The following is a 25767-nucleotide window of genomic DNA, read 5'->3' as shown; positions in this document are numbered from 1 at the left end:
AAACTAAAAAAGCTACTTTTCACCCCATGAATTTTCATTAAAAGGTGGAAAGTAGCTTTTATTGTAAACATCCTTAGTTAAGTGATTCAGTTGCTCCTGTGCCTGTTCCAAGATACTCCTTCAACCCATCGACAATACCTTCGGCGATCTTTTCCTGTGTTTCTTCTGTGAACATGGCTGCTTCATTTGATAAATTACTAAGGTAGCCACATTCCAGCAATACAGCGGGCATTTGTGATTTTCTCGTCACCACATGGTTTGCCACCCTGATGCCATTATCCTTAAATCCGGTAGCCGCTACAAGATATTTATGCATCGCCTTTGCCAGTGCCAAACTGTCCTGGCGTGCATAATAGGTTTCAGAGCCATTGGTTTTTCCTTTATCTGAAGCTAGCATACTATTACCATGAATGGATACAAACACGCTTGCCTGTTGACTATTAGCCAGTTGTGGTCGTTCATCCAGCGTGGGATACGTATCTCCATTGCGAGTCAATACGATTTGAATGTCAGGATCATTTTGTAGAAGCTGCTCGACCTTTAACGCTACCGCCAATGTAAATTCCTTCTCATGTCGCCCAGTCACACTACCTGCCCCAGGGTCCTTGCCACCATGTCCGGGATCAATGACAACGATTCGCCGTCCTTCGACATTCGTTGGTGTTACCACTACCGGATTCACACTACGCTCACGCAATTGAAGGGTGATATCGCCTAGGCCATTGGTTAAAAGGTCGTAATCACGTGCTTGATTTAAAGCAATGACAATGCGTACGCCCCCATTTTGTCCATCTGTGGGAGCAAATCTAATTTCCTGCACATCCTCACTGTCACTATTCGTCAACGCCCGCGTGCCATCGGTGCGAATCGGGAACGGCTGAAGAAAATCAGTCGCCAGTGAAGCCCCGGGTAAATCTACAACAATACGATCATTCCCCGTCATTTTGGATACTTTAGGGGTAACATCTTTGTTCAGAGAAATCTTTAACGTTTCACCCTCAAAAGTAATATTTTGTACAAGCAACGCATTTGCTGTGGTCTGTTCTGTATTTTGCTGCTTGGCTGGTGAAGATGCGGCTTCAGTATGCTTGTCTGCTTCAACTGGATTTATTGTCGTCGCTGTTGCTGAAGACGTTTTATTGGTGCTTGTTGTACTCTGTGTTGACGTTTGCGACGATGGTTGGGATTGAGACTGTTTACTCACTTGTTGAGTTACAGCCTTTTGACTGAGATTAACGGATTTACTTTTATTATTCCAATCTACTTTTAGCCCCATTTGCTCCCCAACAAAACGCAATGGGACCATGGTCGAGCTTCCCCGAAGCACAGGAGGTGCATCCAGACTAACTGTTTTTCCATTCACATCAGCCGATGTACGGCCTACATACATGGACATATCGGTACTATTTTTTTGAATTGAGATTTTATAGGATTGTGGTTCCCACTTGAATTGATATCCAAGCTGCTCCCCAACCACCCTTAGCGGTACCATGATTTTTCCATTGACCATTTCAGGCTTGGCATCTGCAGGCGCTTCCACCCTTTTGCCATCTAAAAACAAATCTGCTCCAGCCGCATTCGCATGAGGGGAGGACGGCCACAACCAAATCAGGATAGCCGCTAGTATCACCCAACCATATTTCTTCATTCTCATTCCCCTAACTTATATATGTATTTTTTGGTATTTCTCACAGACACAGTCCTTCAATCATTTTACATTTACAATACCATGCTGAGTCGAACCGTCAACCCCTTATTTTCCAATTTATTTTTTGAGCATGATAAAAGCCCGCAGGCAAAAGTAATGCCAGTACGGGCTTTCTGTCTAACAAATGAGCTAGCTATATGACTACGTATTGAAACTGAACTGGGAATTAACCCTATGCGCCTTGTTTCGCAGCACGTTTTTGTTCATAAGCCAGAATTTCAGATTCATGCTGGAGTGTCAGGCCAATATCGTCCAAGCCTTGCAGCAGGAACTGGCGGCGATGTTCATCCAAATCGAATTCAATTTTCAGACCATAATCGTCAGTGATCGTTTTATCATTCAGGTCGATGTTTAATTGGTAGTTATCATGCTGCGCCGTGCGCTGAAACAATTCCTCTACTTGCTCTTCAGACAGCTTGATCGGCAATATACCGTTTTTAAAACAGTTATTATAGAAGATATCCGCATAAGACGGAGCAATTACGCAACGAAACCCATAGTCCATAATCGCCCACGGCGCATGCTCACGTGAGGAGCCACAGCCAAAGTTAGCGCGAGAGATCAGCACAGACGCCCCTGCATAACGAGGCTTGTTCGGTTCAAATTCAGGATTGATATTGCCCGCTTCATCAAACCGCCACTCGTAGAACAGAAACTGTCCAAAGCCCGTACGTTCAATTCGTTTCAAAAACTGCTTAGGAATAATAGCATCTGTATCCACATTCACCCGATCCACAGGTGCTACAATTCCTTTTAATGTTGTGAAAGCTTCCATCGTAATTCCTCCTCTGTATCCTAGCGGACTACTTCTTCCTGCTTGAATTTCCAATCCCGTACATCAACAAAATGTCCATGAATCGCCGCAGCGGCTGCCATTGCTGGAGATACCAGATGAGTCCGTCCTCCGCGTCCCTGACGACCTTCAAAGTTACGATTAGAAGTCGATGCACAACGCTGTCCCGGTTGCAGTACGTCTGGATTCATCGCAAGACACATACTGCATCCCGCTTCACGCCACTCAAATCCTGCTTCTGTAAAAATGACGTCCAGCCCTTCTTCTTCAGCCTGAATTTTCACACGCCCCGAACCTGGTACGACGATGGCCGTTACTTTGTCAGAAACCTTGTAACCTTTGGCAACCTCAGCGGCTGCACGCAAATCTTCAATCCGCCCATTGGTGCAGGAGCCGATAAACACATAATCAATCGCAATATCCGTGATCGGAGTACCTGGCTTCAAATCCATATATTCAAGCGCTTTTTCAGCTGCTTTACGTTCGTTTTCGGTTGGCAGTTCTGCCGGAATCGGTACGGTTGAGGAAATATCTGTACCCATCCCCGGGCTGGTGCCCCAGGTTACTTGCGGAATCAAAGCATCTACGTCAAACTCCAGCACGACATCAAACTCAGCGCCTTCATCTGTGACAAGCTCTTTCCACTCAGCAACCGCTTGCTCGAAAGCAGCTCCTTGTGCTACATGTTGACGTCCACGCAAGTAATTGAAGGTGGTTTCGTCCGGTGCAATCATTCCTGCTCTGGCTCCGCCTTCAATGGACATGTTACACACAGTCATGCGCTCTTCCATGCTCAATTCGCGGATAGATTCACCTGTGTACTCAATAACATAACCTGTGGCGAAATCTGTACCGTATTTGGCAATGACACCCAAAATCATGTCCTTTGCTGTCACACCAGGTTTGCGGCGGCCTACAAAGCGAACTTCCATCGTTTTGGCTTTAGCTTGCTGGAGACATTGTGTTGCCATTACGTGCTCTACCTCACTGGTTCCGATACCAAAAGCGAGTGCTCCGAACGCCCCGTGTGTGGAGGTATGGCTATCACCACAAACAATCGTTTTGCCCGGATGAGTCAGACCAAGTTCAGGCCCCATAACGTGAACGACACCTTGATCCACCGTATCCAGATCATACAGTGTAACACCGAAATCACGGCAATTTTGAGTTAATGTATCAATCTGCTGCTTGGAAATCGGGTCCGTAATATTGTAACGGTCCTTAGTCGGCACGTTATGATCCATCGTTGCAAACGTAAGCTCTGGACGACGTACCTGACGTCCGCTAAGACGTAATCCCTCAAACGCCTGCGGCGATGTTACCTCATGTACGAGGTGAAGATCAATGTACAAAATACTCGGCTTTCCCGCTTCCTGATAGATGACATGGTTATCCCAAATTTTCTCGAACATGGTCTTTTTACTCATCATTATTCACCCCTGTGTTTTTCGAACCTAGTGGAGAGAAGCTAACGGCTCTCTCTTGAATGTCAACAATATACCACGGGATGTTTGATTGGTCTAAGATATGATATCTATAGAAGTGATAGGTTAAGGCTATAAGGATGGATACTATGAACTCTGTCGCCTTTTCTAAGGTACTGCCAGTTATTACATTAAGGATTTGTTTGAATATTCATACTGCGAAAGCTGAGTCAATTATATATTCTCAGATAATGTTGACAATATAAGGAATAAACTTGTACAATTAGGAAAATATTTTTTTGGATTCCATTCTTCGTTGGTAACAAGGATATTGGAAATCGTAATAAGAATCATCTTAGCGATTGCTATAATGGTTCTTTTTTTCCTCTACTTTTGCAAAACTGTTCGTATTTGATTTTGTTAGCTCTTAATAACTATATAAAGTATAAAACGAAATATAGTTATATAATTTGATATAAATTACAGGCAATTAACAACGGAGCAAGAATTTTATGAATATCATCATGATGCGTTTTGTTGCAACAAATAGAAAACTGACTACGAGATTCAGCCGAAGATAACATTCACATCCTAAAAGGGAGTTGGAATGATGAAACAAAATGGAATATCCGTTGAAAACTACACTCCAATTTTGATTGTCGGTACGGGGATCTCAGGGCTTACTGCTGCTTATTATTTGTCGAAAAATAATATTAAGTACACGATTGTAACAAAAAAGAATGCACCCAAACAAAGCAACTCCTTTCTTTCAGCCGCAAATACTCGGGTTCCATCAGAGAATGAAGTTAACAATATTATTAATCTTACTATTGATAAATGTGGAGCAGATCGATCAGTAATTGAAGCGCTATATAGGAATTCCAACATAATTATAAATTTCTTCAAAGAATTAGGAATTCCTTATGAGAAAACATCCTTTGGTATCATGCCTGAATGTTTGATTAAATCACATGGGGGAAAGAAATTAATCAATTGTTTGTTACAACATATTGAACAACCGATGTGTAATAAAATTTTGATTCATTTGGAAAAGTACGATCAAGGAATTATCGCAATATTTTATGACACACAATCAGATCAATTTATCAGAATATTTACAAATTATTTGGTATTAGCTACGGGAGGATATGCAGGACAATTCTGTTTCAATGATAATTCGCCGGGTTCAACTGGTGAAACGCTTATCTTAGCTAAAAAAATAGGTGCAAGATTAAAGGGAATGTCTACAGTAATGTGTCATCCTTGGTCTATATATAACGGAAGGCAAATTTTATTGGGCGGGGTTGTATCTTTGAGTCAAGGGAAAATAATAGATGAGGATGGAGTTCAATTATTAAAAGATAAGTATATTTGTGATGCAATTGCTCGAGATGATTACCACGAAATGATTGATGAGATTTTAAAATTCCAACTTGAATGTATCAAACAAAAAAAAGACATGTACTTGGATATGAGCCATGCTGATGAAAATGTTTTAAATGAAAAATTCAAAAAATATGGATTTAGTCCTAAGGTAGTTAAAAATAAAAGAATTAAAATTACACCAACGATGCACTATTCTTCAGGAGGAATCGAAATCAATGCTAATGCTGAGGCTATAAACTTGAATCGTGTTTTTGCTACTGGAGAAGCTCAATTTAATGGTGATCTTGGTATAGGAAGAATCCCTGGGCAAGCATTCGCATCGGGGATCGTTTTTGGTAAATTAATTGCGGACAAAATAGCTAATGAAGGTGTTTTCAATACTCAATATCAAACTTCATTTAAAGATCCACCTGAAACGATGCATCTGTATTCAAAAGAAAATAATGACTTTCCGATTGAAGAGTTTCAGAAAAAGTTGTCAACTCTAATGATGGATTTGATCGCTTCCAATCCACCTGTGGTTTCTCTATCATTCCTTAGAAAAAAAATACAAGAAAGTCAAAACATCATATTAAGTAGAGCAAGAGGATCAGGAAAACGATACGAGGATATTTTAACATTATTTTTTGGATATTTTGTTGCAATGGAAATTATAGAAGATCTTGAAGCAAAGTCAGGCTTGTTGAGTAACCAAAAATAGGATAAAAAGAGTCGCCTTTTTGGCTAATGGAAAGTGCCACCCAACCATTCCAAAAAGAGGCGACCCTCATGGATTAGCCTAGGGCCGAACGGCGAACCTTATAGATTCCTCGGAAACTAATGTGGCTATGCTCAAGAAATTAAATTCAACACGCTTTAGTCATTATGACCAAAAGGATAAAAAGTACAGGGCTAAACAGCAATTCGAAAAAATGCCGGTGGAGCTTAAGAATCTTTATAAATGAATTAATTTCAAGATGATTACCAGCAAAATGAACAATGCCAATACAGCAGCTATCGATGTCCAAACTCTTCCGGTGATTCCCTCGTAGTCTCTTTTCATTTCCCCCACACGTAACGCCTCCTTTACTTTAGGGTACTATACTCCATAGGCTATGCGAGGTTTTGGTTAAAGGAAGGGCTTCTTAACAAAAAAAAGCTCCGCCGACCATTTAAGGTCAGCTGAGCTTTTTGATTTATTTAGTGTATTCACTTACTTCAAATATAATCTAAATATTGGCATATTTATTTTTTATGGGTATAAGAAGACTCAATCGTCTGCTAACCAGTGGCGTCTCCCATCCTTATTTCACAATAAATCCCACTTTTGTTCCATCTACATATTTATAACTGATGACTTACCCGTGATCCTGCTCCCCTGTTATCACTTGGACTTATGACACCTCCAAAGTATATTAAATCTTCTTAATACTATATTGCGAGGCGTTCGAAGTATCACATGTGTTGCCGCAAAACAAAAAAGTCTACCAGTTATAGAGCGGCAGAGATAGACATTATTATTCTAAAAAATTAAATCCACAATTAAACTTATATTTGAATATATAGACATTAATGTTTAGACATTCCTCTTTAACTTTTGTAAGCTTTCTAAGCAAATAAAACAAAAAGGGGCTTTAACATGAAAAAAATATTTTTTTCTTTACTATCTATCTTTCTATTAACATCAGTGTTTGCAAGTTCTTCTTTCGCTAGCTCAAGTGAGGAAACAAACCTAATCCCTATGATGACTTCCAATACAACTCCTTCCGGCATTGCAAGTGCAAGTTCTGCTTGGAGTAATGGTCATCAACCATACAGTGTGTTTGATAGAAACCCTACTGATTATGGTTGGGCAACAACTACAAATTCTAAGACTGGCTGGATTGCTTATGAATTTGAAAATCCTGTAGTTGTCAACAAATATGTATTGACTGCACGTGCATCTAATCTAAACGAATCGCCAAAAGAGTGGACGTTCGAAGGATCGGACGGTGTTTCATGGGTCATTCTCGATACACAAATAAATGTTACTAACTGGAACCAAAAAGAGAGAAAAGAATTTTCATTTACCAATGAAACAAAATATAAAAAATACCGTTTGAATATCACTAGTAATAATGGTAATTCTTTATTTTCACTTGGGGCCTTTGAGATGTACAATAATTTGCCTGTAACACCAACACCAGATCCGTCAACAACACCTGGTTCGTCCACAACACCTGGTTCGTCTACAACACCTGGTTCGCCTACAACACCTGGTTCGTCTACAACACCTGGTTCGCCTACAACACCTGGTTCGTCTACAACACCTGGTTCGTCTACAACACCTGGTTCGTCTACAACACCTGGTTCGTCTGATTCAGATGGTTCCTCACAACCAACTGGTGACCGCGCTATTCTGACTGTAACCATGGATAATGGGTTTGACAAAGAATTCGATCTGAGCAAAAAAGAATTGAATGCTTTCATCGCTTGGTATGACGCAAAGGATGCTGGTAGAGGTTCTTCATTCTTTGCCATTGATAAGCACAATAACAACAAAGGACCATTCAGCAGCCGTAAGGAATATGTAATATTCAACAAAATACTCACCTTTGAAGTAAGCGAGTATTCAACTAAATAAACAAAAGAAGGGCTCTTTCGCGGCTACAAACCGTTGGAGTCCTTTTTTTCATCTACTCTAAATTCAAACTGTTCTATAATAAAGAAGACTCCACAGGCCAATTAAGAGATTAATCCCCTTACTGTAAAAGCATTACTTTAGATTTATTCATTATAAAAATATCGGTGAATTATGTTAATAAGGATAAGTGACTTGGGTAATTATGTAAATACTTATACTTATATGTATGGTTCATGCTGATCACATCAAGATAGTTATTCTGTGGTATGTGTGGTAATTCCCGCACTGAAGAAAGCTCTGCTAGCCTTATGGTCGGCAGAGCTTTCTTTTGCTTTAGAATCCCCCAATTTGTACAAGGGTCTGAATAAGCTGATCATGAATGTGAGCGGGTACGGTTATAAAAAATAAAAAGCTACTCGCAACGATTAACAATGCCATTTTTTTCAACATTACTTAACCACACCTTTTCAATTAGATTGGAGAACTCTGTTTTGATTTCAGGAGTCGCATGGACTTGGAAACGCATAAACAGACCAATACAATTTATAAAGTAAGTTTCATTACTTATTATATGTGACTTTACCATTGCATACATCAAGTATTTAAAGCCATCACTGTATTTCACCCGATGTAAATAATAATGAGCCATTTCGTAACCAAACCATGCGAAATAGTCTGGTATTACTTGTTGGGTATATATATCAGATGATGTTGGGAGTTGAGCAAATGAATTAATATTCGTTTCAAAACGTGAAAGGACATCATCCACATCTATTTCATATCGGTTAGCCGCTATCATAACGTTTAACAGCTTTGAGAGTTTCTCATTTTCGTTAGCGGTTGATGTTGCTGCAATATATTCAACATAATCTTGAAGCACAGTAACATCTCCAGACAGGAGCTTATTAACGTACGTGTTACCTTCTGCCCACTGACTGAACAAGTTTACCCAGTGTTGAGTATCTTCGTCAGTCTCTTTGACCCAATCTAAATCCGCATAGGCGTATGTATACTGTAGAGCTTGTTGATAATCGCCTTGGGCTTCACAAACACTAGCACACAACAAATCGGCGTAAGCAATGTATCCAAATAACGGCCCTCTGGTTTCCTTTTCATGCTCGCTGTTCTTTCGACTCTTCTGCTGATGCTTTATGGAATATTGTACTTCCGCTTTCCCTCTCATTTTCCTTGCCATTTCTTCAACCTTGTCCCACTTACGCAAAGACCTGTACACGTTCGCCAAATCCTTTAATGCGTCAAGTTGGTCCATTTCATCCAGACGTTCAATGTAAGGCTCGAACAATGTAGCTGCCTTGAGATTACGGCTTTGATCGTCACCAACCTGAATCGTGAACATTCGATACTGACAGGTCGCCAATCGTTCAGAATGTTGGTACTTCTCCGTTTCAGCTACACCCTTATAGAACAGCAATGCAGCATCATGTCGTCCCTGTGCTATTAGCACTTCTGCCATATCAAATAGTTTAGGCGAATAGAGTAGGTTGTCCATAATGGTCCCCACCACTCGACGGATTGCATCCAGCTTGTCCAATTCCGCACAACGATACAAAAATGGCTCTATTCGTCTCATATTCGGGGGGGTATCGATGATGTAGTTTTCTATAAATAGGTCGTAAAAGTAGCCTTCTGGTAAACCCATAGCCTCGGTAATGCGATCTATCTGGTTAACAGACATAGATTTATTGCCTGACACTATGCTACTTACTATCCCCCTATTCATGCCTGCTATATGCCCAAACTCCATCATGCTCAAACCTTCTTGTTTAAGATATTGTTCCAATTCTGCTCTAATCGTGGGTGTAATTTTCATGGATAAACCACCCTCCATACAGAAGTACCAATATTTATATATTATTGCATTCTATTGTTGTCCATAATTTAACAGTTGTCAATAATTTTTATTGATTTGCAACACTTACATTGATCTGACTGTACAAAAGTACGGAGGGTTACTTGCTGAGATAGACTCTTTAAATTAGTTTTGTTGCTATAACGCTACGGATTTTAAAGGGAAATATTAAGTTGTAGACTGACAATACGTCATTAAGCTAACAGGCAGTTTAACTTGATTGGTGATATTATGCTACTCTAATATAAATAAGCAAATAATTGAATCAAGAGGTGCAATAATGCGATTTCATGAATTTTATATCGGACAAGTATTTAAAACCAAGTCTTTAAAATTAACTAATGAGGATATCACCAGATTTGCAAGGGAGTTTGACCCGCAATATATGCATTTAGATGAAGAGAAAGCATTGCAAGGTAGATTTAATGGAATTATCGCTTCAGGAATTCAAACATTAGCTGTTTCTTTTAAGCTTTGGGTTGAAACAGGCAGTTACGGTGATGAGGTTATTGCTGGAACGGCTATGAATAATATTAAATTTATCAAACCAGTGTATCCAGGCGACGAATTGTACACTATTGTTGAAGTGATTGGAGTAAAAGAGAAGCGGAATGAAACAGGACTCGTTACTGTATTGCTGTCGACTTTCAACAACAAAGAGGAGAAAGTTTTTGAAGGGGATTTATCCGTTCTGGTTAAACAATAAAGCTTTATAAAAAATCAATTGATAATGGTTTGAAGAGGTCCATGCATTCTAGCACGGACCTCTTCTCTTTATTTTAACGTGGCTTGACTTGCGGCTTCATGTTCAGCCACACGTTGCAGTAATTCCTTCAAAGCCTTCATTTGGCGACCTTGACGTTGCCCTTCTACAACTGAATTTCGCATAGATTCTACATCCTGAGTCCGCACTTTACCACCATGATGAAAACGATTGAACGCTTGATAATCTAACGGAAGCATATCTCGTTCCATTTTAAGATGTATTTTCGCCGTCATGCGTGATCCCATCATTAAACCCATGATTTTACCGACAACACCATGCTTTGGTAGAGTTGCTATTTCACCTTGTGCTCGGCAAGCAAGTTGCCAAAGTTCTTTATTGGCTACAACGGTCGAGAAGTTAGGCCAGCCTAAAATATCGCAAGCGGCGTATACAGGAAAGCCGACACTTGAGAAAATATTGAACATCGCCGGGCTTACTTGACCACAACGTGAAACTTTAGAGCGATTGTACAGTGTGATAAATTGCTTTGCTACCACTTTATTATTGGTCCCGACTTGAAACCCAACGCCGTTTGTCGGGTGTTTGTAACAGACAATGGCTTGGGCAATCTGATTTGGATCCGTTGGTTTGTGTACAGGCAAAATAGCGTTGGATTGATGACTTAGCGTACCCAGTATTCCTCTTAGCAACTGGTCTTCCGGAATTCGCATAACCTGAAGATAATGTTCACGAATGCCACTTCCAAACCCACACATAATCACGGTAGTTGCAGAATCACGTACGATATCACCCATTTGGGATAACATATCTATGCCTTCTGATGTTCGACTAGCATTTCCGTCCAATGTAATAATAATAAATTGATATTGCTGAGGTTTTATTTCTTCTAGATCTTCAATGACATTAAAATCGCTAAAATTTTTCAATGTAGCATCATCATAGCAATATAGTTTTTGTGGAGAATCGAATGTTGCTTTTCGTCCTTTTCGCACAAGAAAGGTAATATCAGTACCGGATAAGTGAAGGTGGTATCCAACAGAAAACCCTACAGCTCCTGCGCCCACAATGAGTATTTTGGGTTTGTTTGAGTTGGTTTTCATGTTTTATTTACTCTCCTTGTATGATTGAAATAAATTATATTTTTTAATCATTATCATCAAATGAACATGTGTTGATTTAATGTCGCGATGTAAGTATAATCTACTCATCTCTGCAATCACAATAATCAATACATGAGTTAGTGTTATGAATTCAACAGTTCAGCTTGAGTTTGTTGAAAAGATGAAAAAAGAGGGGTAACATATGGTTGGAGTCAAGAATAATAGAAGAACTAAATATACGATCGATCTCATTAAAGAGAGTTTCCTCAGTCTATTAGAAACAAAAAAATTGCCTCAAATAACGGTTACTGAAATATGTAAACAGGCAGATATCAACCGTGGCACTTTCTATCTGCACTACAAAGATCCTTATGAACTATTTGAAGTAATGCAACATGAATTTAATCGAGAAATAATGGAAACGTTACAAGAAAGAGACAGTCCCTGCGCAACAGAAGAATCAATGATCAACCTATTGAACATCATTCGAGATAAGAAAACGATGTATAAAATCTTAATTTCGGAGACAGGAAAAAATGATTTTTTATCACAAGTCTTGCTTGAAGATCATGTGCAAAGAAATGGAGAAGAACCAAACAGGAAGGAACCATGTACAATGGACTATTCTTTCACTTACATGGTTCACGGTTCTATTGGAGTCATTAATCAATGGCTCGAGTCAAATGGTAAGGAAAGCCCGCAAACTATTGCCCATATCATTTCTTCCCTGGGTCATCAGAATATTTAGTTTAAATGAGTCGCTAATATAGCGGCTTTTTTTATTCCAACTAAACATTAACATATGACTTCTATTCTAAATGTAGCTCCTGCAAGTGCTGCTTCTCTTGCAGCGTCAAACCAAAGCTTTTCTCGATAAAAGCATCAATGCTGCCATATTTTTTCTTACCGTAACTAAAGTACAGGCGGCACTGTAAAGTTTCATGTTTCGACTTGACGGATCGAATGATGCGTTTGTAATCATATAAATGAATAATTTACTATAAATCTCTGAGATTCGCACTGTGCTATTTTAGTATAGAGGGCTTTGAGAATGCCATTTACTAATCTCAGCCCATAGCTTGTCATTCAACTGCTTTTGTATTGGATCTGTACAAACAACACGATGGAACGAGAAGCATCATACAAACCATAGAGGTATAGCTGCTTCAAGAGTGGTCTAATCTATGTAAAATTTTGGTTCAGTGTAATGAATTTCACATCTTTCCGGGTCAACCTGTTCTACCATAGAAGAGTGATACGCCGTGCTGGGCAGACCAATTTGATCGGGACGGTTACGTCTTGTTCTAAACCAGCTACACAGGCTGTCTGGCATGCGCGGCAAGTACGCCTTTATTTTGATTCGAAGCGGAGTGTCCAGATGTTGAATACCGAATTGGAATACCGTGAGCGCATCAGGAAGTTGGCCGTGTGTATTGTCAAGCACTACCGGGGAAAAGGACCGGACAACGTCAAGGTTTCACTGGATTCGCCGCTCCGGATTACGGTAGAAATTCGAGGTACATTGTCTAATTTGTCCGAAATTCTCGTTCATGAAGGGGCTGAGGACAAGGTCAGGGAATATTGGGACGTCCTTCGTCCCTATCTAGAAAAGGAGTTTATGAACGAAGCCGAAAAAACACTCGGCAGTCCCTTCACTTATACTTGGGAGGTCTGCCCCTCCGTCCATGGAGACGGACACATTATCATTACTCTAGAACTACAACACATACACCGGTTGGATTAGCGGGAAGGAGCTTGTCTCCTCGCTCGCGGATAAGCCAGTACAGGATGCAGCGTAAAGCGGCATTTTTGTATTGGCTTTTTTTATGTTACGAGTTTCATCTATTTCATATAAAAGAGGTGCTGCACTTATGGCAGACAAGGTATTGACCGTATGTCCCTACTGCGGGAGCGGTTGTCAGCTTCATTTGCTGGTGGAAAAAGGACAGGTAATTGGCGCAGAGCCGGCTGGTGGTCGTACGAATGAAGGAACACTGTGTCTGAAAGGACACTATGGATGGGATTTTTTGAATGACCCGCAAATTCTGACTGCACGCTTGCGCAAGCCCATGATTCGCAAAAATGGAGTTATGGAGGAAGTCGAGTGGAAGGAAGCCATTCAATATACTGCCGAACGGCTGTCAGCAATTAAGGAAAAATACGGACCCGACTCCATTATGGGAACGGGCTCCGCACGCGGTCCGGGTAATGAAGCCAATTATGTCATGCAAAAGTTCATGCGAGCGGTCATTGGCACGAACAATATTGACCATTGCGCTCGTGTATGCCACGGCCCTTCTGTAGCAGGTTTGACTTACTCGCTCGGAGATGGAGCTATGTCCAACTCTATTCCTGAAATTGAACACTCTGATCTCATTTTCGTGTTTGGATATAATGCACCCGAAACACATCCGATCGTCGCAAGACGCATTGTAGCTGCCAAGCAAAGAGGCGCCAAAATTATTGTATGCGATCCGCGCATGACCGAAACAGCTCGTATTTCGAATATGTGGCTACCCTTAAAGGGCGGTTCGAACATGGCTTTGGTGAACGCTTTTGGTCATGTACTTGTGCATGAAGGACTGTACGACAAACGATATGTTGAAGCAAACACAGAAGGCTTTGCCGAATACGTAGACAGCATTAAAAAATATACTCCCGAATATGCGGAAGGCATTACGGGGGTCAAGGCGGCCGATATCCGGGCGGCTATGAGGGAATATGCAAAGGCCCCTACCGCTACAATTTTGTACGGAATGGGCGTATGTCAATTTTCACAGGCCGTTGATGTGGTAAAGGGGCTCGCTTCCCTTGCACTGTTGACTGGAAATTTGGGCAAGCCGAATGTGGGTATCGGACCAGTACGGGGACAAAACAATGTACAGGGGTCCTGTGATATGGGCGCTTTGCCGAATGTGTATCCTGGCTATCAGGATGTAACAGATAACACAGCTCGCAAAAAGTTTGAAAAAGCATGGGGTGTTGAGCTGCCACGTAAAAAAGGCTATCCACTTACGGAGGTACCACACCTCATTCTGAAGGAGAACAAGCTGAAAGCTTATTACATTTTTGGCGAGGACCCTGTACAAAGCGATCCGAACGCCGCCGAGTTGCGTGAAGCCCTAGACCAATTGGAATTTGTCGTGGTTCAGGATATTTTCATGAACAAAACAGCGCTGCACGCCGATGTCATCCTCCCTTCTACTGCCTGGGGTGAGCATGACGGCGTATATTCTTCGGCAGATCGGGGCTTTCAGCGCATCCGTAAGGCCGTTGAGCCACAGGGTGATGTAAAGCCAGACTGGGCTATTATTAGCGAGGTTGCTACCGCCATGGGCTATCCTATGTCCTATGCAAACACAGAAGAAATTTGGGATGAAATGCGCAGTCTCAGCCCATTATTCTCCGGTGCCAGCTACCAAAAAATGGAGCAGCAAGGCGGCGTGCAATGGCCCTGCCCTACTGAGGATCATCCAGGTACACCGTATTTATATAAAGGAAATCAATTTTCGACACCTAGTGGCAAAGGCAGATTATTCGCCTGCGAATGGCGTCCACCACAAGAACAACCGGATGCAAAATACCCGCTTGTCTTGTCCACAGTCCGTGAGGTAGGTCACTATTCCGTTCGTACCATGACTGGCAATTGCCGCGCGCTGCGCCAGTTGTCTGATGAGCCTGGCTTTATTCAGATTAGCCCAGAAGACGGAGCAGATCTGAATATTCTGGATGGCGAAATTGTTGCTATATCCTCTCGCCGGGGACGCATCATGGCACGGGCACAAATCAGTGACCGTGTGCAACAAGGTGCGACCTACATGACCTATCACTGGTGGGTTGGAGCATGCAACGAGCTGACCGCTGATTTTCTCGATCCGGTATCCAAAACCCCGGAATTAAAATACTGTGCCATCCGTCTGGAACGGATCGCCGACCAAGCGCAGGCTGAACGTGATGTACATGAATCGTACCAACGGATTCGCAGACAGATGAACGTCCAGGAAGCTGTTTTGGCTGATAAGGTGACGAGATGAGCGGCACAGGGAATATGATGCACCGTCCGACAGATACCCGGTCAGCTTCGACGAGTAGAATGGGAGCAGCCAGTAGAACAAGCGCTGTTGCTTCTTCTTTTGTAGTCGCGGACGCCGGACAGTGCATCGGCTGCAAAGCCTGTGAACTGGCGTGCTTCGCCGTTCACAGTCAGGCTAACGGCATAGGAGCTTCGGTCGGAACCGTCAGCGTACCTGTTGTACCCAAGGTGTATGTTGTACGTACAGGGGAAATGTATGTGCCGGTGCAATGCCGGCATTGCGAAAATGCCCCCTGCGCACATGCTTGTCCGGTACAGGCCATTCGTCAGGAGGACGGCGTCGTCATGATAGATGAGGAACGATGTATCGGCTGTACCTCCTGTGTTTTGGCCTGCCCCTTCGGGGCAATTGAGGTGTCTCCGGTCTACCGGGCAGGACACGTTGTAACGCAGTCCGGCCTGACTCACCGTGCAAATCGAGTCGCCCTTCCCCGCACCGCAGCAAGCAAATGCGATCTGTGCGCGGAAACAGAGAACGGACAGCCTGCATGTGTAGAGGCCTGCCCGAATCATGTCCTACGGCTGGCCAAAGGTATATCCGACTCACCTCCAGAGCCTCGGCGGGAAGTCTTTTTCCCACGCCTATAAGGCCAAAATCAGCCGCAGAAAGGTAGAAAACCATGTCAACCACAATAGACAAGATCTCCTCGCCTCCTTGTATGAAGACGACTGATTGCACAGACCCTGTCATTCATATTGACCCTACGCTCTGCACAGGATGCAGACGTTGTGCTGGGGTTTGTCCAGTAGATGCCATAGAGGGATTGCCCGGAGAACCGCAAACCGTTAATGCAGACCGATGTGTTATTTGCGGTCAATGTGTACAAATATGCAGCGTATACGCATCTGACTGGGCAGGTTCATCTTCACAGGAAGGCGCCGCTAGACGGCTGGAACGTATCCAAGAACGCGATATGCCTGCCGACATCAGAGAGCCACTATTCGCTGCCTATTATAGCTACAACTTGAATAAGGTAGCCGATATGATGACCAAACCTGGACAGTTTCGGATCGTCCAATGTGCTCCAGCCATTCGTGTTTCACTCGCGGAGGAATTCGGAATGCCGTTCGGCACCTTGACGCCTGGGAAAATGGCTGCTGCTTTACGCCGCCTTGGCTTCGACCGGGTATACGACACCAACTTTGGAGCTGACGTGACCATCATGGAGGAAGGCACTGAATTGATTCGTCGCGTGACCGAAGGCGGTCCCTTACCCATGTTCACATCCTGCTGTCCAGCATGGGTCCGATTTGCAGAGATTGAATATCCCGATCTGCTAGACCATCTATCCAGCTGCAAATCTCCGATGCAAATGTTAGGAGCGCTAATCAAATCTTATGGCGCACAACTGGACGAGGTGGAACCTGCGAATATATACAGCGTTGCCATCATGCCCTGTACTTGTAAACAATTTGAATGCGATCGTCCCGAAATGGAATCTGACGGTTACCGTGATGTGGATGAGGTACTGACCACGCGTGAACTTGCATACTGGATCAAGCAGCGCGGAATTGATTTTGCGAACCTGCCTGATGAAGAATTCGATTCACCGTTAGGACAATATTCAGGTGCAGGCTCCATTTTTGGAGTCACTGGAGGAGTCATGGAAGCTGCCATCCGTACAGGTTACGAGCTGCTGACAAATGAAAAACTGCCGAAGCTCCAGCTCGATTTTGTACGTGGTGAGGAAGGCATTCGAGTAGCTGAGGTTCAGGTAGGCAAGCTGCAGCTCAAGGTAGCGGTCGTCGCCGGGCTACAACATGCCTATCAGCTACTGGATCGTGTCCAGGCGGGCGAATGTGATTATCATTTTATTGAGGTGATGGGCTGCCCTGCTGGATGTATCAGCGGAGGGGGACAACCTAAGCTCATGTTAGAAAAGCAACGAATTGAAGCTTATCGTGCACGTAAATCCTCCATTTATGGACATGATGCTGCACACCAGGTACGAAAATCGCATGAGAACCCTCACATCATCAAACTTTATGATGAATTTCTAGGTGAGCCGCTGGGTCATGTGTCGCATCATCTGCTGCACACCACCTTCCAACAACGGGGGCCCGGCAAGCAAAGCCGCAGCAACACTATTTCCACCAAAGGGGATGCGGATTACTCCATTCATTAATACATTAAGTTATTTTTATGCTGTATACATTATTTTTGTCGTAAGTTAGAGAGGAGTCGAATTGTATGAACCGTTTTGTTTTAGCTGATCCCGATCAATGTATCGGCTGTCGTACCTGTGAAATCGCATGTGTCATCGCACATTCAGCGGAGAACCCTTTTATCTCGCCGGATGATGAGTTTCATTTTCACCCTCGTCTGAAGGTTATCAAATCATTTGGGGTCACTGCACCCGTTCAGTGTCGTCACTGTGAGGATGCTCCATGCGCCAACGCTTGTCCGAACGGCTCTATTACGAACGCAGATGGCTGCATTCTCATTAATAGCGAAAGCTGCATTGGCTGTAAAACCTGCATGATCGCCTGCCCTTACGGCGCGATTAACATGGTACCCGAGTATCGAAACGGGCAGCCTGTCGTGCAGGATGGATTGTATACCAATATGTCAGGACGCTTGCAACCCAAAGAGCGCATGATTGCCAGCAAATGTGATTTATGCGAAGGCGTGGACGGCGGTCCGGCCTGTATTGGTAAATGTCCAACACAAGCCCTCAAGCTGGTCGAGCCAGATCTGGTTCATGCCCGGGTTGAAGAAAAACGCGCTGCAAGTGCACGTCAGCTACTGCATATGACACGCATTCCGGCAACGGGTCTATGACCGAAGGTTTCCCTCTGTCTACAAATACGCGAACCGAGCGGGATGCGCTAGGAGAGATGGAAATTCCCGCAGATGCCTTTTACGGTATTCACACCGCACGCGCGATGAACAATTTTGCGGTCAGTGGCAGACCCGTGAACCAAAACCTGATCCACGCTCTTGTGTTGGTAAAAAAAGTAGCCGCTCAAGTGAATGGTGAGCAGAAACGGCTCCCTGCCCAACGGGCCTCTGCTATTGTAAATGCCTGCGACGAAATACTCGCCGGGAGGCACCAACATATGTTTACCGTGGATGCCATGCAAGGCGGCGCAGGCACCAGTACCCATATGAATGTAAATGAGGTCATTGCTAATTTGGCCATCGTACAGCTAGGAGGCAGACCAGGGCAGTATGAGATTATACATCCTCTGGATGATGTGAACTGCTGCCAGTCTACGAATGATGTCTATCCCACAGCGCTACGAATTGCAGCAATACGGCTGCTTCGGCCTTTATGTGACACGATGTCTTCGTTACAGGATGCTTTACAGCACAAAGAAACGGAATATGCTGACCTGCTCAAACTAGGCCGCACTCAGCTAATGGATGCCCTGCCCATGATGGCCGGGCAGGGCTTTGGTGCCTACGCAAAGGCTATAGCGCGCGACCGCTGGCGTCTCTATAAAGCTGAAGAGCGGCTGCGGGAAATCCCTATTGGAGGCACGGCGATTGGCACAGGTATGAACGCGCCCCGCGCTTACAGCTATCGGATGGTCGAAAAGCTGGCGGATGAGACTGGTTTTGGACTGAGTCGCAGCGACCACCCGATGGACCCGATTCAAAATATGGATGTCTTTGTGGAGGTGTCCGGTCTACTCAAATCAGCCGCCGTGAATCTGTACAAAATATCTGGCGATTTTCGCCTACTGGCCTCTGGTCCTTTCGGTGGTATTGGCGAATACACGCTGCCTCCAGTTCAGGCCGGATCCTCTATTATGCCTGGCAAGGTCAATCCGGTAATAGCTGAAATGGCAGGACTAACAGCCATGCGTGTGATAGCCGAAGATGCGGCTATCACTATGGCCGCTGCCTCCGGTCAGTTGGAACTAAACGCATTCCTGCCGCTGATTGCCGAATCGCTGCTGGAATCGCTACATATTCTGAACAGCGCGGTTCGACTATTCGAGGAAAGATGCGTACGCGGCCTGATCGTGCGTGAGGAACGCTGCACTACAAATCTGCGTAACTCAGCCGTGATGGCTTCTGCGCTGGTCGCGGAGCTTGGCTATGATGAAGCTGCCTCCATTGCATCTGCAGCCATTGTGCAAGGTCGCACACCAGAGGATATTGCAGAAGATCGCGGCCTACTGACCCGTTCGAGGATTGACCAATTATGCCATCCCTATACAGTAACCAAACCCGGAATTCCGGGGCAGGAAGAAGGAACTCACCATGGGAATGAATGATACCCCTCGTAGCAACCGACCACATATTGTCCTGCTCGGTCGCCGCAACGCAGGCAAATCCAGCATTCTGAACACCCTGACGGGTCAGCCCGTCGCTGTGGTATCTCCTGTAGGAGGAACGACCACGGACCCCGTTTTCAAACCGATGGAGCTGCTCCCAGCGGGTCCCATTGTTCTGGTGGATACCGCCGGACTGGACGATGAGGGTGAGATCGGGGAGCTGCGCCGCAACAAAACGCTAGAAATACTTAATAGTACAGACTTGGCCCTGCTCGTTATCGACGCTACCGTTGGAGTCGGACCATTCGAGCATGAGCTACTCGAAAAGCTCCGCACCAAAAAGATTCCTGTTATTGGGGTATTGAATAAGATAGATACCCTTACTGAATCAGATAAAACGGCTACAAAGCTGGCAACTGAACTGGATCTCACCCTAATTCCTTTCAGTGCATCTTTGCTCCGGGGAGACACGGAACTGAAAAAGGCTATCACTAATACACTCCCCCAAAACGAGGATCGTTTCCGTATCGTCGGTGACCTGTTGTCACCCGGCGATGTTGTTGTGCTGGTCGTTCCCATCGACAAAGCTGCACCAAAAGGCCGATTGATCCTGCCACAGCAGCAAACAATCCGCGATACACTAGAGAGCGATGCCATCGCCGTAGTGACCAAAGAACATGAACTACGATTGACGCTGGAGAGATTGGGACGCAAGCCTCGCTTGGTCATCACCGATTCACAGGTTTTTATGAAAGTAGCGGCCGACACGCCCAAGGATGTGCCTCTCACCTCTTTTTCCATCCTGTTTGCCCGTCATAAAGGCGATCTGGACGAACTGGTACGAGGTGCAAGAGCCATTGATCGCCTCAAGGATGGAGACCGCGTACTCATTGCCGAAGCCTGCACTCACCAATGCCAATCTGACGATATTGGTCGAGTGAAAATTCCTCGCTGGCTCCGCCAAACGATAGGCAAACGTCTCATCATCGAGCATGCATCCGGCTCCAGCTTCCCTGATGATCTGAGCGAATATGCACTGGTTATTCATTGCGGTGCATGCATGCTCAATCGGCGTACGATGCTTCATCGAATGTCGGAAACGAAAGCTGCCGGAGTGCCGATTGTGAACTATGGTATTTTCATCGCTTATGTACAGGGGGTCTTTCCCCGTGCTATTGAATGCTTCCCATCTGCTATGCTGGCATGGGAGCAAGCTGTAGAAGCCGGCAGTTATTCCTAAAAGACCTCATCTCATCATTAATATTTTTTTCCAGACGCACAAAAGCAGTCGCGCTGATTCCAACGCGACTGCTTTTTATTTTCAAGTTCTATTATAAATCATGAGAATTTTCATAGTGTGAAATGATACTACGAATAATATAAATTGCTAAAAATACAAATCACGTTCGCCTGCTTCCAGTCGCTCCAGTCTGTCAAGCGTCAAACGGCGCGTCGATTCACGTGGTATACGCTCCAAATTCTCTCGCAGAGCGGCAGCTCCCAGTTCACGCGCCTCCTCATCCCCATAATCCAGCAGATATTCTTGGAAGGTTAGCAGCGAATTCGGCTGGCACACATTATGAATTTGTCCTGATTTGGCAAGCTCCATGAAACGATCTCCAGTTCGCCCCTCACGGTAGCAAGCTGTGCAGTAGCTCGGCATATATCCACCACGGCACAAACTTTTAATAATTTCCGATGGTGAGCGATGATCCCCTACCTCAAATTGAGGCTTATCATCAGTTTCCTGTTTTGCATATGCCCCTACGCCTGTAGCTGAACCTGCACTAATCTGCGACACGCCTAGACCAATGACGCGGTCCCTATATTCCGGCTCCTCGCGTGTGGACAGGATCATACCAGCATAAGGGACAGCCAGTCGAAGAACGGATACAATTTTCATAAAATCCTCATCGTTGACCAGGTACGGATATCGCTCCAGGTCTACATTTTCAGCCGGACGCAATCGTGGAACTGAAACCGTATGAGGGCCACACCCAAAGGCTTCTTCCAAGTGCTCGGCATGTTTCAGCATCGCTACGGTTTCATAACGGAAATCATACAGACCGTACAACACACCGATCCCCACATCATCTATACCCGCACGCATGGCTCTGTCCATTGCGGTGGTGTGCCAATCAAAGTCCCGCTTTGGTCCCTGCAGGTGGAATTTACGATAGCTTTCCCGATGATACGTTTCCTGAAATAAAATATACGTACCAATGCCCACCTCTGCCAGCTTCCGATAGTCCTCCTCGGTTGTGGATGCAATATTCACATTGATCCGCCGAATGCTGCCGTTATCTACCTTGACCTCATAGATCTGGCGCAGACAATCGACGATATAGTCAATGGGACAATGGACTGGGTCTTCCCCCGCTTCCAGCACGAGCCGCTTGTGTCCCAGTTCTTGAAGCACTCTAACCTCCTCCACCAATTCCTCCGGTGTCAGACGGCTACGAGTAAAGCTGTCATTGGTATGTTTATAACCACAATATTCGCAGTTATTCACGCAGTGGTTGCTTACATATAAAGGGGCGAACAGCACAATCCGGTTGCCATAAATTTGTTCTTTGACTGCTCTCGAAGATTTGAACATCTCTTCCAATAATTCAGGATCATCCACATGCAAAAGAGCCGCCGCTTCACTCGCACTCAGTCCCCGGCAGGCTCTCCCCTTTTCTAAAATTTCTAAAATACGGTGTCGATCTGTTGCCTCTTGTTTCCCCTGCTCCACTGCTGCCATAATCTCTGCTTCATTAATAAAATCCGCCGACACTTTCTCCCGTACTCCACTCACGTATACCCATCTCCTTATTTATGGTTACTGCAATGTTTCCGTTATGGCCTCACAAAGTTTCCTGTCTCATAAGCTGTCGTTGCACCCTCAAACTATCGCCACGCCCCATATCGACTTCAAATCCTGCTCCACGGATTCGCAGCTCCAAGCAATGTCGACATTGGGCAGACTCATCGCCCAAACATATTTTATTCTCATAAATCGCATACTTAGGTCTCACCGCTAGTGGCGACAAATTGGGCATCACCACATTGGCCCCTGCCTGAAGCGCCTTCTCCCTGCCTTGGGGATGAATCGTTCCCATTGCCGTGGACGCCGGAATAAGTGCATCTGGAACGACCAATCGGGATAACGAAATAATATCGAGTGCCTTTTCCATGCTCCCCTGACTGGCATCCCGAAGCGGCGTGTTGCTATGCGGTAAAAAGGGGCCAATTCCGATCATATCTGGTGACAGGCTGTGCAGATAGACCAAATCGTCTGCTAATTCACTATTCGTTTGTCCTGGTAACCCCACCATACATCCGGCCCCGATCTGAAAGCCGATTCGTTGCAAAGCCAGCAGACGGCTGCGCCTGCTTTCCATCGTCATCGTCGGATGCAGCTTGGCGTACAAACGGGGGGAAGCTGTCTCATGCCGCAGCAAAAAACGGTCCGCGCCCGCCTCGTATAATTGCTCATAAGTTTCATCATCCCGTTCACCGATGGACAGTGTAACCGCCACATCCGCAAAACGGCTTTTAATTTCGCGAATCAATTTCGTCAGCCGTGCTGCTGTAAACCAGTAATCTTCCCCACTTTGCAGCACAAAGGTCCGATAACCGAGTTCATACCCCTCCGCACAACAGGCCAGAATTTCTTCTGGCTGCAAACGGTAACGATCTGCCTGTTTATTCGAAGCGCGCAGCCCACAGTACATGCAGTCCTGACGACATATACTGGAGAATTCAATTAATCCCCGTAAAAAAACACCTTTGCCATAGCGCTCCAATTTGGTGCGAGCTGCCAGGTGGCGCAGTTGAGCCCGAAGCGTTGGCTCATCATCCAGACGTGTCAGCAGCTCCATCATTTCCATATGCGTCCATTCCTTGCCGTCAGCCAAACGCAGTAATAATTCGTCCGTGACTCATCCCTTCTTCCCTCGTCCATCCGGACTTCACATCATCAGCGGCTTGTACCGTACATGTATTATTCTAGCAATATCGGAGAGGATGTAACGTGATTAGTTTCACAAAAAATCCCATTTTATAAAAACCTCCTCCAACTTCTGCCCCAAAAAATACACATTTATATCAACACACAAAAAAGCTGTCTCTTCCTCTAATGGAAGAAACAGCCCTTGTCGATGGTTCTGCTTATTACTGAATCAAATCAATCGCCTGCTGGGGTACAAAATAATCAACGCCGTTAAATACAACTACACCGTTGAGCGTGGTATTTTTACCATTCAACGTAGCGACATTTTTGTATACCGGAAGCTCCAGCTTGTTACTGCCTTTGGTCACTGTAATAACTTTCGTGTCCGCAGAAAACTTGGCTCCTTTAGCTTCAAAAGCGGCTTTTGCAGGAACAAAAAGCTGCTTGCTGACCGTATCCAAATCCAGTCCAAGTACACGTGTCATATATTTATTAACATCTGTATTGTCGATTACACCGGTTGGACGGTCTCCGTTCGGCGCATACGTGTACAACACGACATCGCCTCCTGTATGTCCGCCTGTAGTCCAGCCAATATTCGCACGTTTGCTAATGATCGGTCCGACAGCATAGTTCATGCTTCCTTCTTTGGCATCCTTAATGGTTTTTACTTCTTCGTCTGTCAAATCGGTGATGCCAAAATATGTGGAAAGCACCTCTTTAATATTGCTGCGATCTGCATTCAGCTTGGCTTCCAAGCCCTCACCCGTCAGCTTCGCTTTTTTCAGCGGGTCTATAAAAGAAGCTAAAGGTGTTTTGTCATAATTGCTAGTTGTATCGCTGCTACCAATCGTCAATCCACCGTTTCCGTGGTCTGTCACTGCTACGACGACTGTATTTTGGTTTTGTTTGGCGTAATCCACAGCAACTTTCACTGCATCGTCAAACGAAAGCACGTCACTAATAATTCCGGTTGGATCATTTGCATGGGCGGCCCAATCCACCTTACTGCCTTCTACCATTAAGAAGAAGCCTTTATCGTTTTTGGACAACACATCAATGGCTTTCGATGTCATTTCTGCCAGACTAGGTTCCTTGGATGCATCGCGATCCAGGTTATACGCAAGGGCTTCAGGAGAAAAGCTACCCCAGAGCTTGCTGGAGGTCGAATTTTTCAACCCTTCAGGTGTCGTGACAAAGTCATAACCCTGGTCTTTAATTTGGGCTACCAAATCTTGGCCATCTTTACGCCCTGCTGCCTCCAAAAACTTGCCGCCTCCACCTAACACTACATCAACCCCGTTGTAGGCTTGCTGCATGCTGAGTGCATCATAATTTTTACGATCAGGATAATGTGCGGTAAAATCAGCTGGTGTCGCATGCATAATCTCCGAAGTCGCAATAATTCCAGTCGATTTCCCTGCCAGCTTGGAAGCCTCAAGAATGGAAGCTACAGGCTTTTTGGCGTCACCCGCTGCAATGGGTTGTTGTCCGGGCATTGTCGCTTCATCAGGAAGGACGCCTACATACCCAGTATGAGATTTATGTCCTGTGGCAAAAGCAGTACCCGCTGGAGCAGAATCGGCAATTGGAGCATCCGCAGAATGCGTACGCACCATGCCGCTTGCCATGCTGTCTAACGTTAAGGAAGATCCTTTGTACCATCTAGCCAGTGCAGTGGCGTCATTAGCCATACCGTCTGGAATCAAAATAATTACGTTTTTAATCGACGTGTCCTTTTCGACTGCCATCGCCGTCCCACCGCTTACTGCTAGCATGATAGTCGCTACGAGTGCTGCCACCGATTTTTTCGTATGTATCCCCCAACATTTTAGCATTCAATTTCCTCCCAGACACTTTATTGTACAATCAGAACTAAGTCTAATCATACTTTGTCAGG

The 25767-nt window shown here is 44.7% G+C and carries 20 protein-coding genes; 11 read left to right on the top strand and 9 right to left on the bottom strand.

All coding sequences use genetic code 11. The annotated features are described in order from the left end of the window. Positions 1-73: 73 nt before the first annotated feature. The 3 genes from MKX59_RS12180 to leuC form a co-directional block, all read right to left on the bottom strand. Entirely contained in the window at positions 74-1648 is a 1575-nt protein-coding gene (locus MKX59_RS12180; protein WP_068942691.1) for an N-acetylmuramoyl-L-alanine amidase family protein, read from the bottom strand. Between the two features lie 232 nt (positions 1649-1880). Next, on the bottom strand, positions 1881-2483 hold the full coding sequence (gene leuD, locus MKX59_RS12175; protein WP_013310633.1) for a 3-isopropylmalate dehydratase small subunit: 603 nt from the start codon (positions 2481-2483) through the stop codon (positions 1881-1883). Positions 2484-2503: 20 nt separating this feature from the next. After that, positions 2504-3928, bottom strand: a complete 1425-nt coding sequence (gene leuC, locus MKX59_RS12170) for a 3-isopropylmalate dehydratase large subunit (protein ID WP_013310634.1) — start codon at positions 3926-3928, stop codon at positions 2504-2506. A gap of 604 nt (positions 3929-4532) precedes the next feature. Between leuC and MKX59_RS12165 the strand changes: the two genes are divergently transcribed. Next, entirely contained in the window at positions 4533-6011 is a 1479-nt protein-coding gene (locus tag MKX59_RS12165; protein ID WP_256703639.1) for an FAD-binding protein, read from the top strand. A 234-nt stretch (positions 6012-6245) separates the two neighbouring features. Here the strand turns inward: MKX59_RS12165 and MKX59_RS12160 are convergent, their stop codons facing one another. Further along, a complete protein-coding gene (locus MKX59_RS12160) occupies positions 6246-6353 on the bottom strand; it encodes a sporulation protein YjcZ (RefSeq protein WP_196233322.1) in 108 nt (35 codons plus the stop codon). A gap of 576 nt (positions 6354-6929) precedes the next feature. Between MKX59_RS12160 and MKX59_RS12155 the strand changes: the two genes are divergently transcribed. Then, the gene (locus MKX59_RS12155; RefSeq protein ID WP_340858437.1) at positions 6930-7913 is read left to right on the top strand and encodes a discoidin domain-containing protein; all 984 of its coding nucleotides are present in this window, start codon (positions 6930-6932) and stop codon (positions 7911-7913) included. A gap of 412 nt (positions 7914-8325) precedes the next feature. Here MKX59_RS12155 and MKX59_RS12150 read toward each other — a convergent pair whose 3' ends face one another. Continuing rightward, a complete protein-coding gene (locus MKX59_RS12150; protein ID WP_076264852.1) occupies positions 8326-9744 on the bottom strand; it encodes a helix-turn-helix transcriptional regulator in 1419 nt (472 codons plus the stop codon). Positions 9745-10063: 319 nt separating this feature from the next. On the opposite strand from MKX59_RS12150, the gene MKX59_RS12145 reads away from it, so the two are divergent. After that, the gene (locus MKX59_RS12145) at positions 10064-10489 is read left to right on the top strand and encodes a MaoC family dehydratase (RefSeq protein WP_023989095.1); all 426 of its coding nucleotides are present in this window, start codon (positions 10064-10066) and stop codon (positions 10487-10489) included. Positions 10490-10557: 68 nt separating this feature from the next. Here the strand turns inward: MKX59_RS12145 and MKX59_RS12140 are convergent, their stop codons facing one another. Beyond that, positions 10558-11610 carry a ketopantoate reductase family protein gene (locus MKX59_RS12140; protein ID WP_071558572.1) on the bottom strand — a complete coding sequence of 351 codons (1053 nt, stop codon included), beginning with the start codon at positions 11608-11610 and terminating at the stop codon, positions 10558-10560. 202 nt (positions 11611-11812) lie between these two features. On the opposite strand from MKX59_RS12140, the gene MKX59_RS12135 reads away from it, so the two are divergent. From MKX59_RS12135 to hydF, 8 genes are all read left to right on the top strand, one after another. After that, positions 11813-12358, top strand: a complete 546-nt coding sequence (locus MKX59_RS12135; RefSeq protein WP_071558571.1) for a TetR/AcrR family transcriptional regulator — start codon at positions 11813-11815, stop codon at positions 12356-12358. A 630-nt stretch (positions 12359-12988) separates the two neighbouring features. After that, positions 12989-13354, top strand: a complete 366-nt coding sequence (locus tag MKX59_RS12130) for a hypothetical protein (protein WP_013310644.1) — start codon at positions 12989-12991, stop codon at positions 13352-13354. A gap of 127 nt (positions 13355-13481) precedes the next feature. Then, positions 13482-15644: a formate dehydrogenase subunit alpha gene (gene fdhF, locus MKX59_RS12125; protein ID WP_028540678.1), complete on the top strand. Its 2163-nt coding sequence runs from the start codon at positions 13482-13484 to the stop codon at positions 15642-15644. Further along, a complete protein-coding gene (locus MKX59_RS12120; RefSeq protein ID WP_023989098.1) occupies positions 15641-16291 on the top strand; it encodes a 4Fe-4S dicluster domain-containing protein in 651 nt (216 codons plus the stop codon). Before fdhF ends, MKX59_RS12120 begins: the two co-directional genes overlap by 4 nt. A 32-nt stretch (positions 16292-16323) precedes the next feature. Continuing rightward, positions 16324-17829: a [FeFe] hydrogenase, group A gene (locus MKX59_RS12115; protein ID WP_023989099.1), complete on the top strand. Its 1506-nt coding sequence runs from the start codon at positions 16324-16326 to the stop codon at positions 17827-17829. 65 nt (positions 17830-17894) lie between these two features. Next, positions 17895-18485, top strand: coding sequence for a 4Fe-4S dicluster domain-containing protein (locus MKX59_RS12110; protein ID WP_028540676.1), 591 nt, complete (start codon positions 17895-17897; stop codon positions 18483-18485). Then, positions 18482-19930 (top strand): aspartate ammonia-lyase, encoded by a 1449-nt coding sequence (locus MKX59_RS12105; RefSeq protein WP_076159271.1) that lies wholly within the window; start codon positions 18482-18484, stop codon positions 19928-19930. The genes MKX59_RS12110 and MKX59_RS12105 overlap by 4 nt, the downstream gene beginning before the upstream one ends. Further along, positions 19917-21170 carry a [FeFe] hydrogenase H-cluster maturation GTPase HydF gene (gene hydF / locus MKX59_RS12100; RefSeq protein ID WP_071558569.1) on the top strand — a complete coding sequence of 418 codons (1254 nt, stop codon included), beginning with the start codon at positions 19917-19919 and terminating at the stop codon, positions 21168-21170. Before MKX59_RS12105 ends, hydF begins: the two co-directional genes overlap by 14 nt. Before the next feature lie 147 nt (positions 21171-21317). On the opposite strand, the gene hydG is transcribed toward hydF, so the two are convergent. The 3 genes from hydG to MKX59_RS12085 form a co-directional block, all read right to left on the bottom strand. Next, entirely contained in the window at positions 21318-22730 is a 1413-nt protein-coding gene (gene hydG, locus MKX59_RS12095) for a [FeFe] hydrogenase H-cluster radical SAM maturase HydG (protein ID WP_013310651.1), read from the bottom strand. Between the two features lie 49 nt (positions 22731-22779). Beyond that, entirely contained in the window at positions 22780-23832 is a 1053-nt protein-coding gene (gene hydE, locus MKX59_RS12090; protein ID WP_226887778.1) for a [FeFe] hydrogenase H-cluster radical SAM maturase HydE, read from the bottom strand. Positions 23833-24088: 256 nt separating this feature from the next. Next, positions 24089-25705, bottom strand: a complete 1617-nt coding sequence (locus tag MKX59_RS12085; protein ID WP_053325646.1) for an alkaline phosphatase — start codon at positions 25703-25705, stop codon at positions 24089-24091. Positions 25706-25767 lie beyond the last annotated feature (62 nt).

It is taken from the genome of Paenibacillus sp. FSL R7-0340, from assembly GCF_038002205.1.
GTDB lineage: Bacteria > Bacillota > Bacilli > Paenibacillales > Paenibacillaceae > Paenibacillus > Paenibacillus polymyxa_B.
Note: the sequence above shows the minus strand (reverse complement) of the source record. Positions and strands in the feature narration are given on the sequence as shown.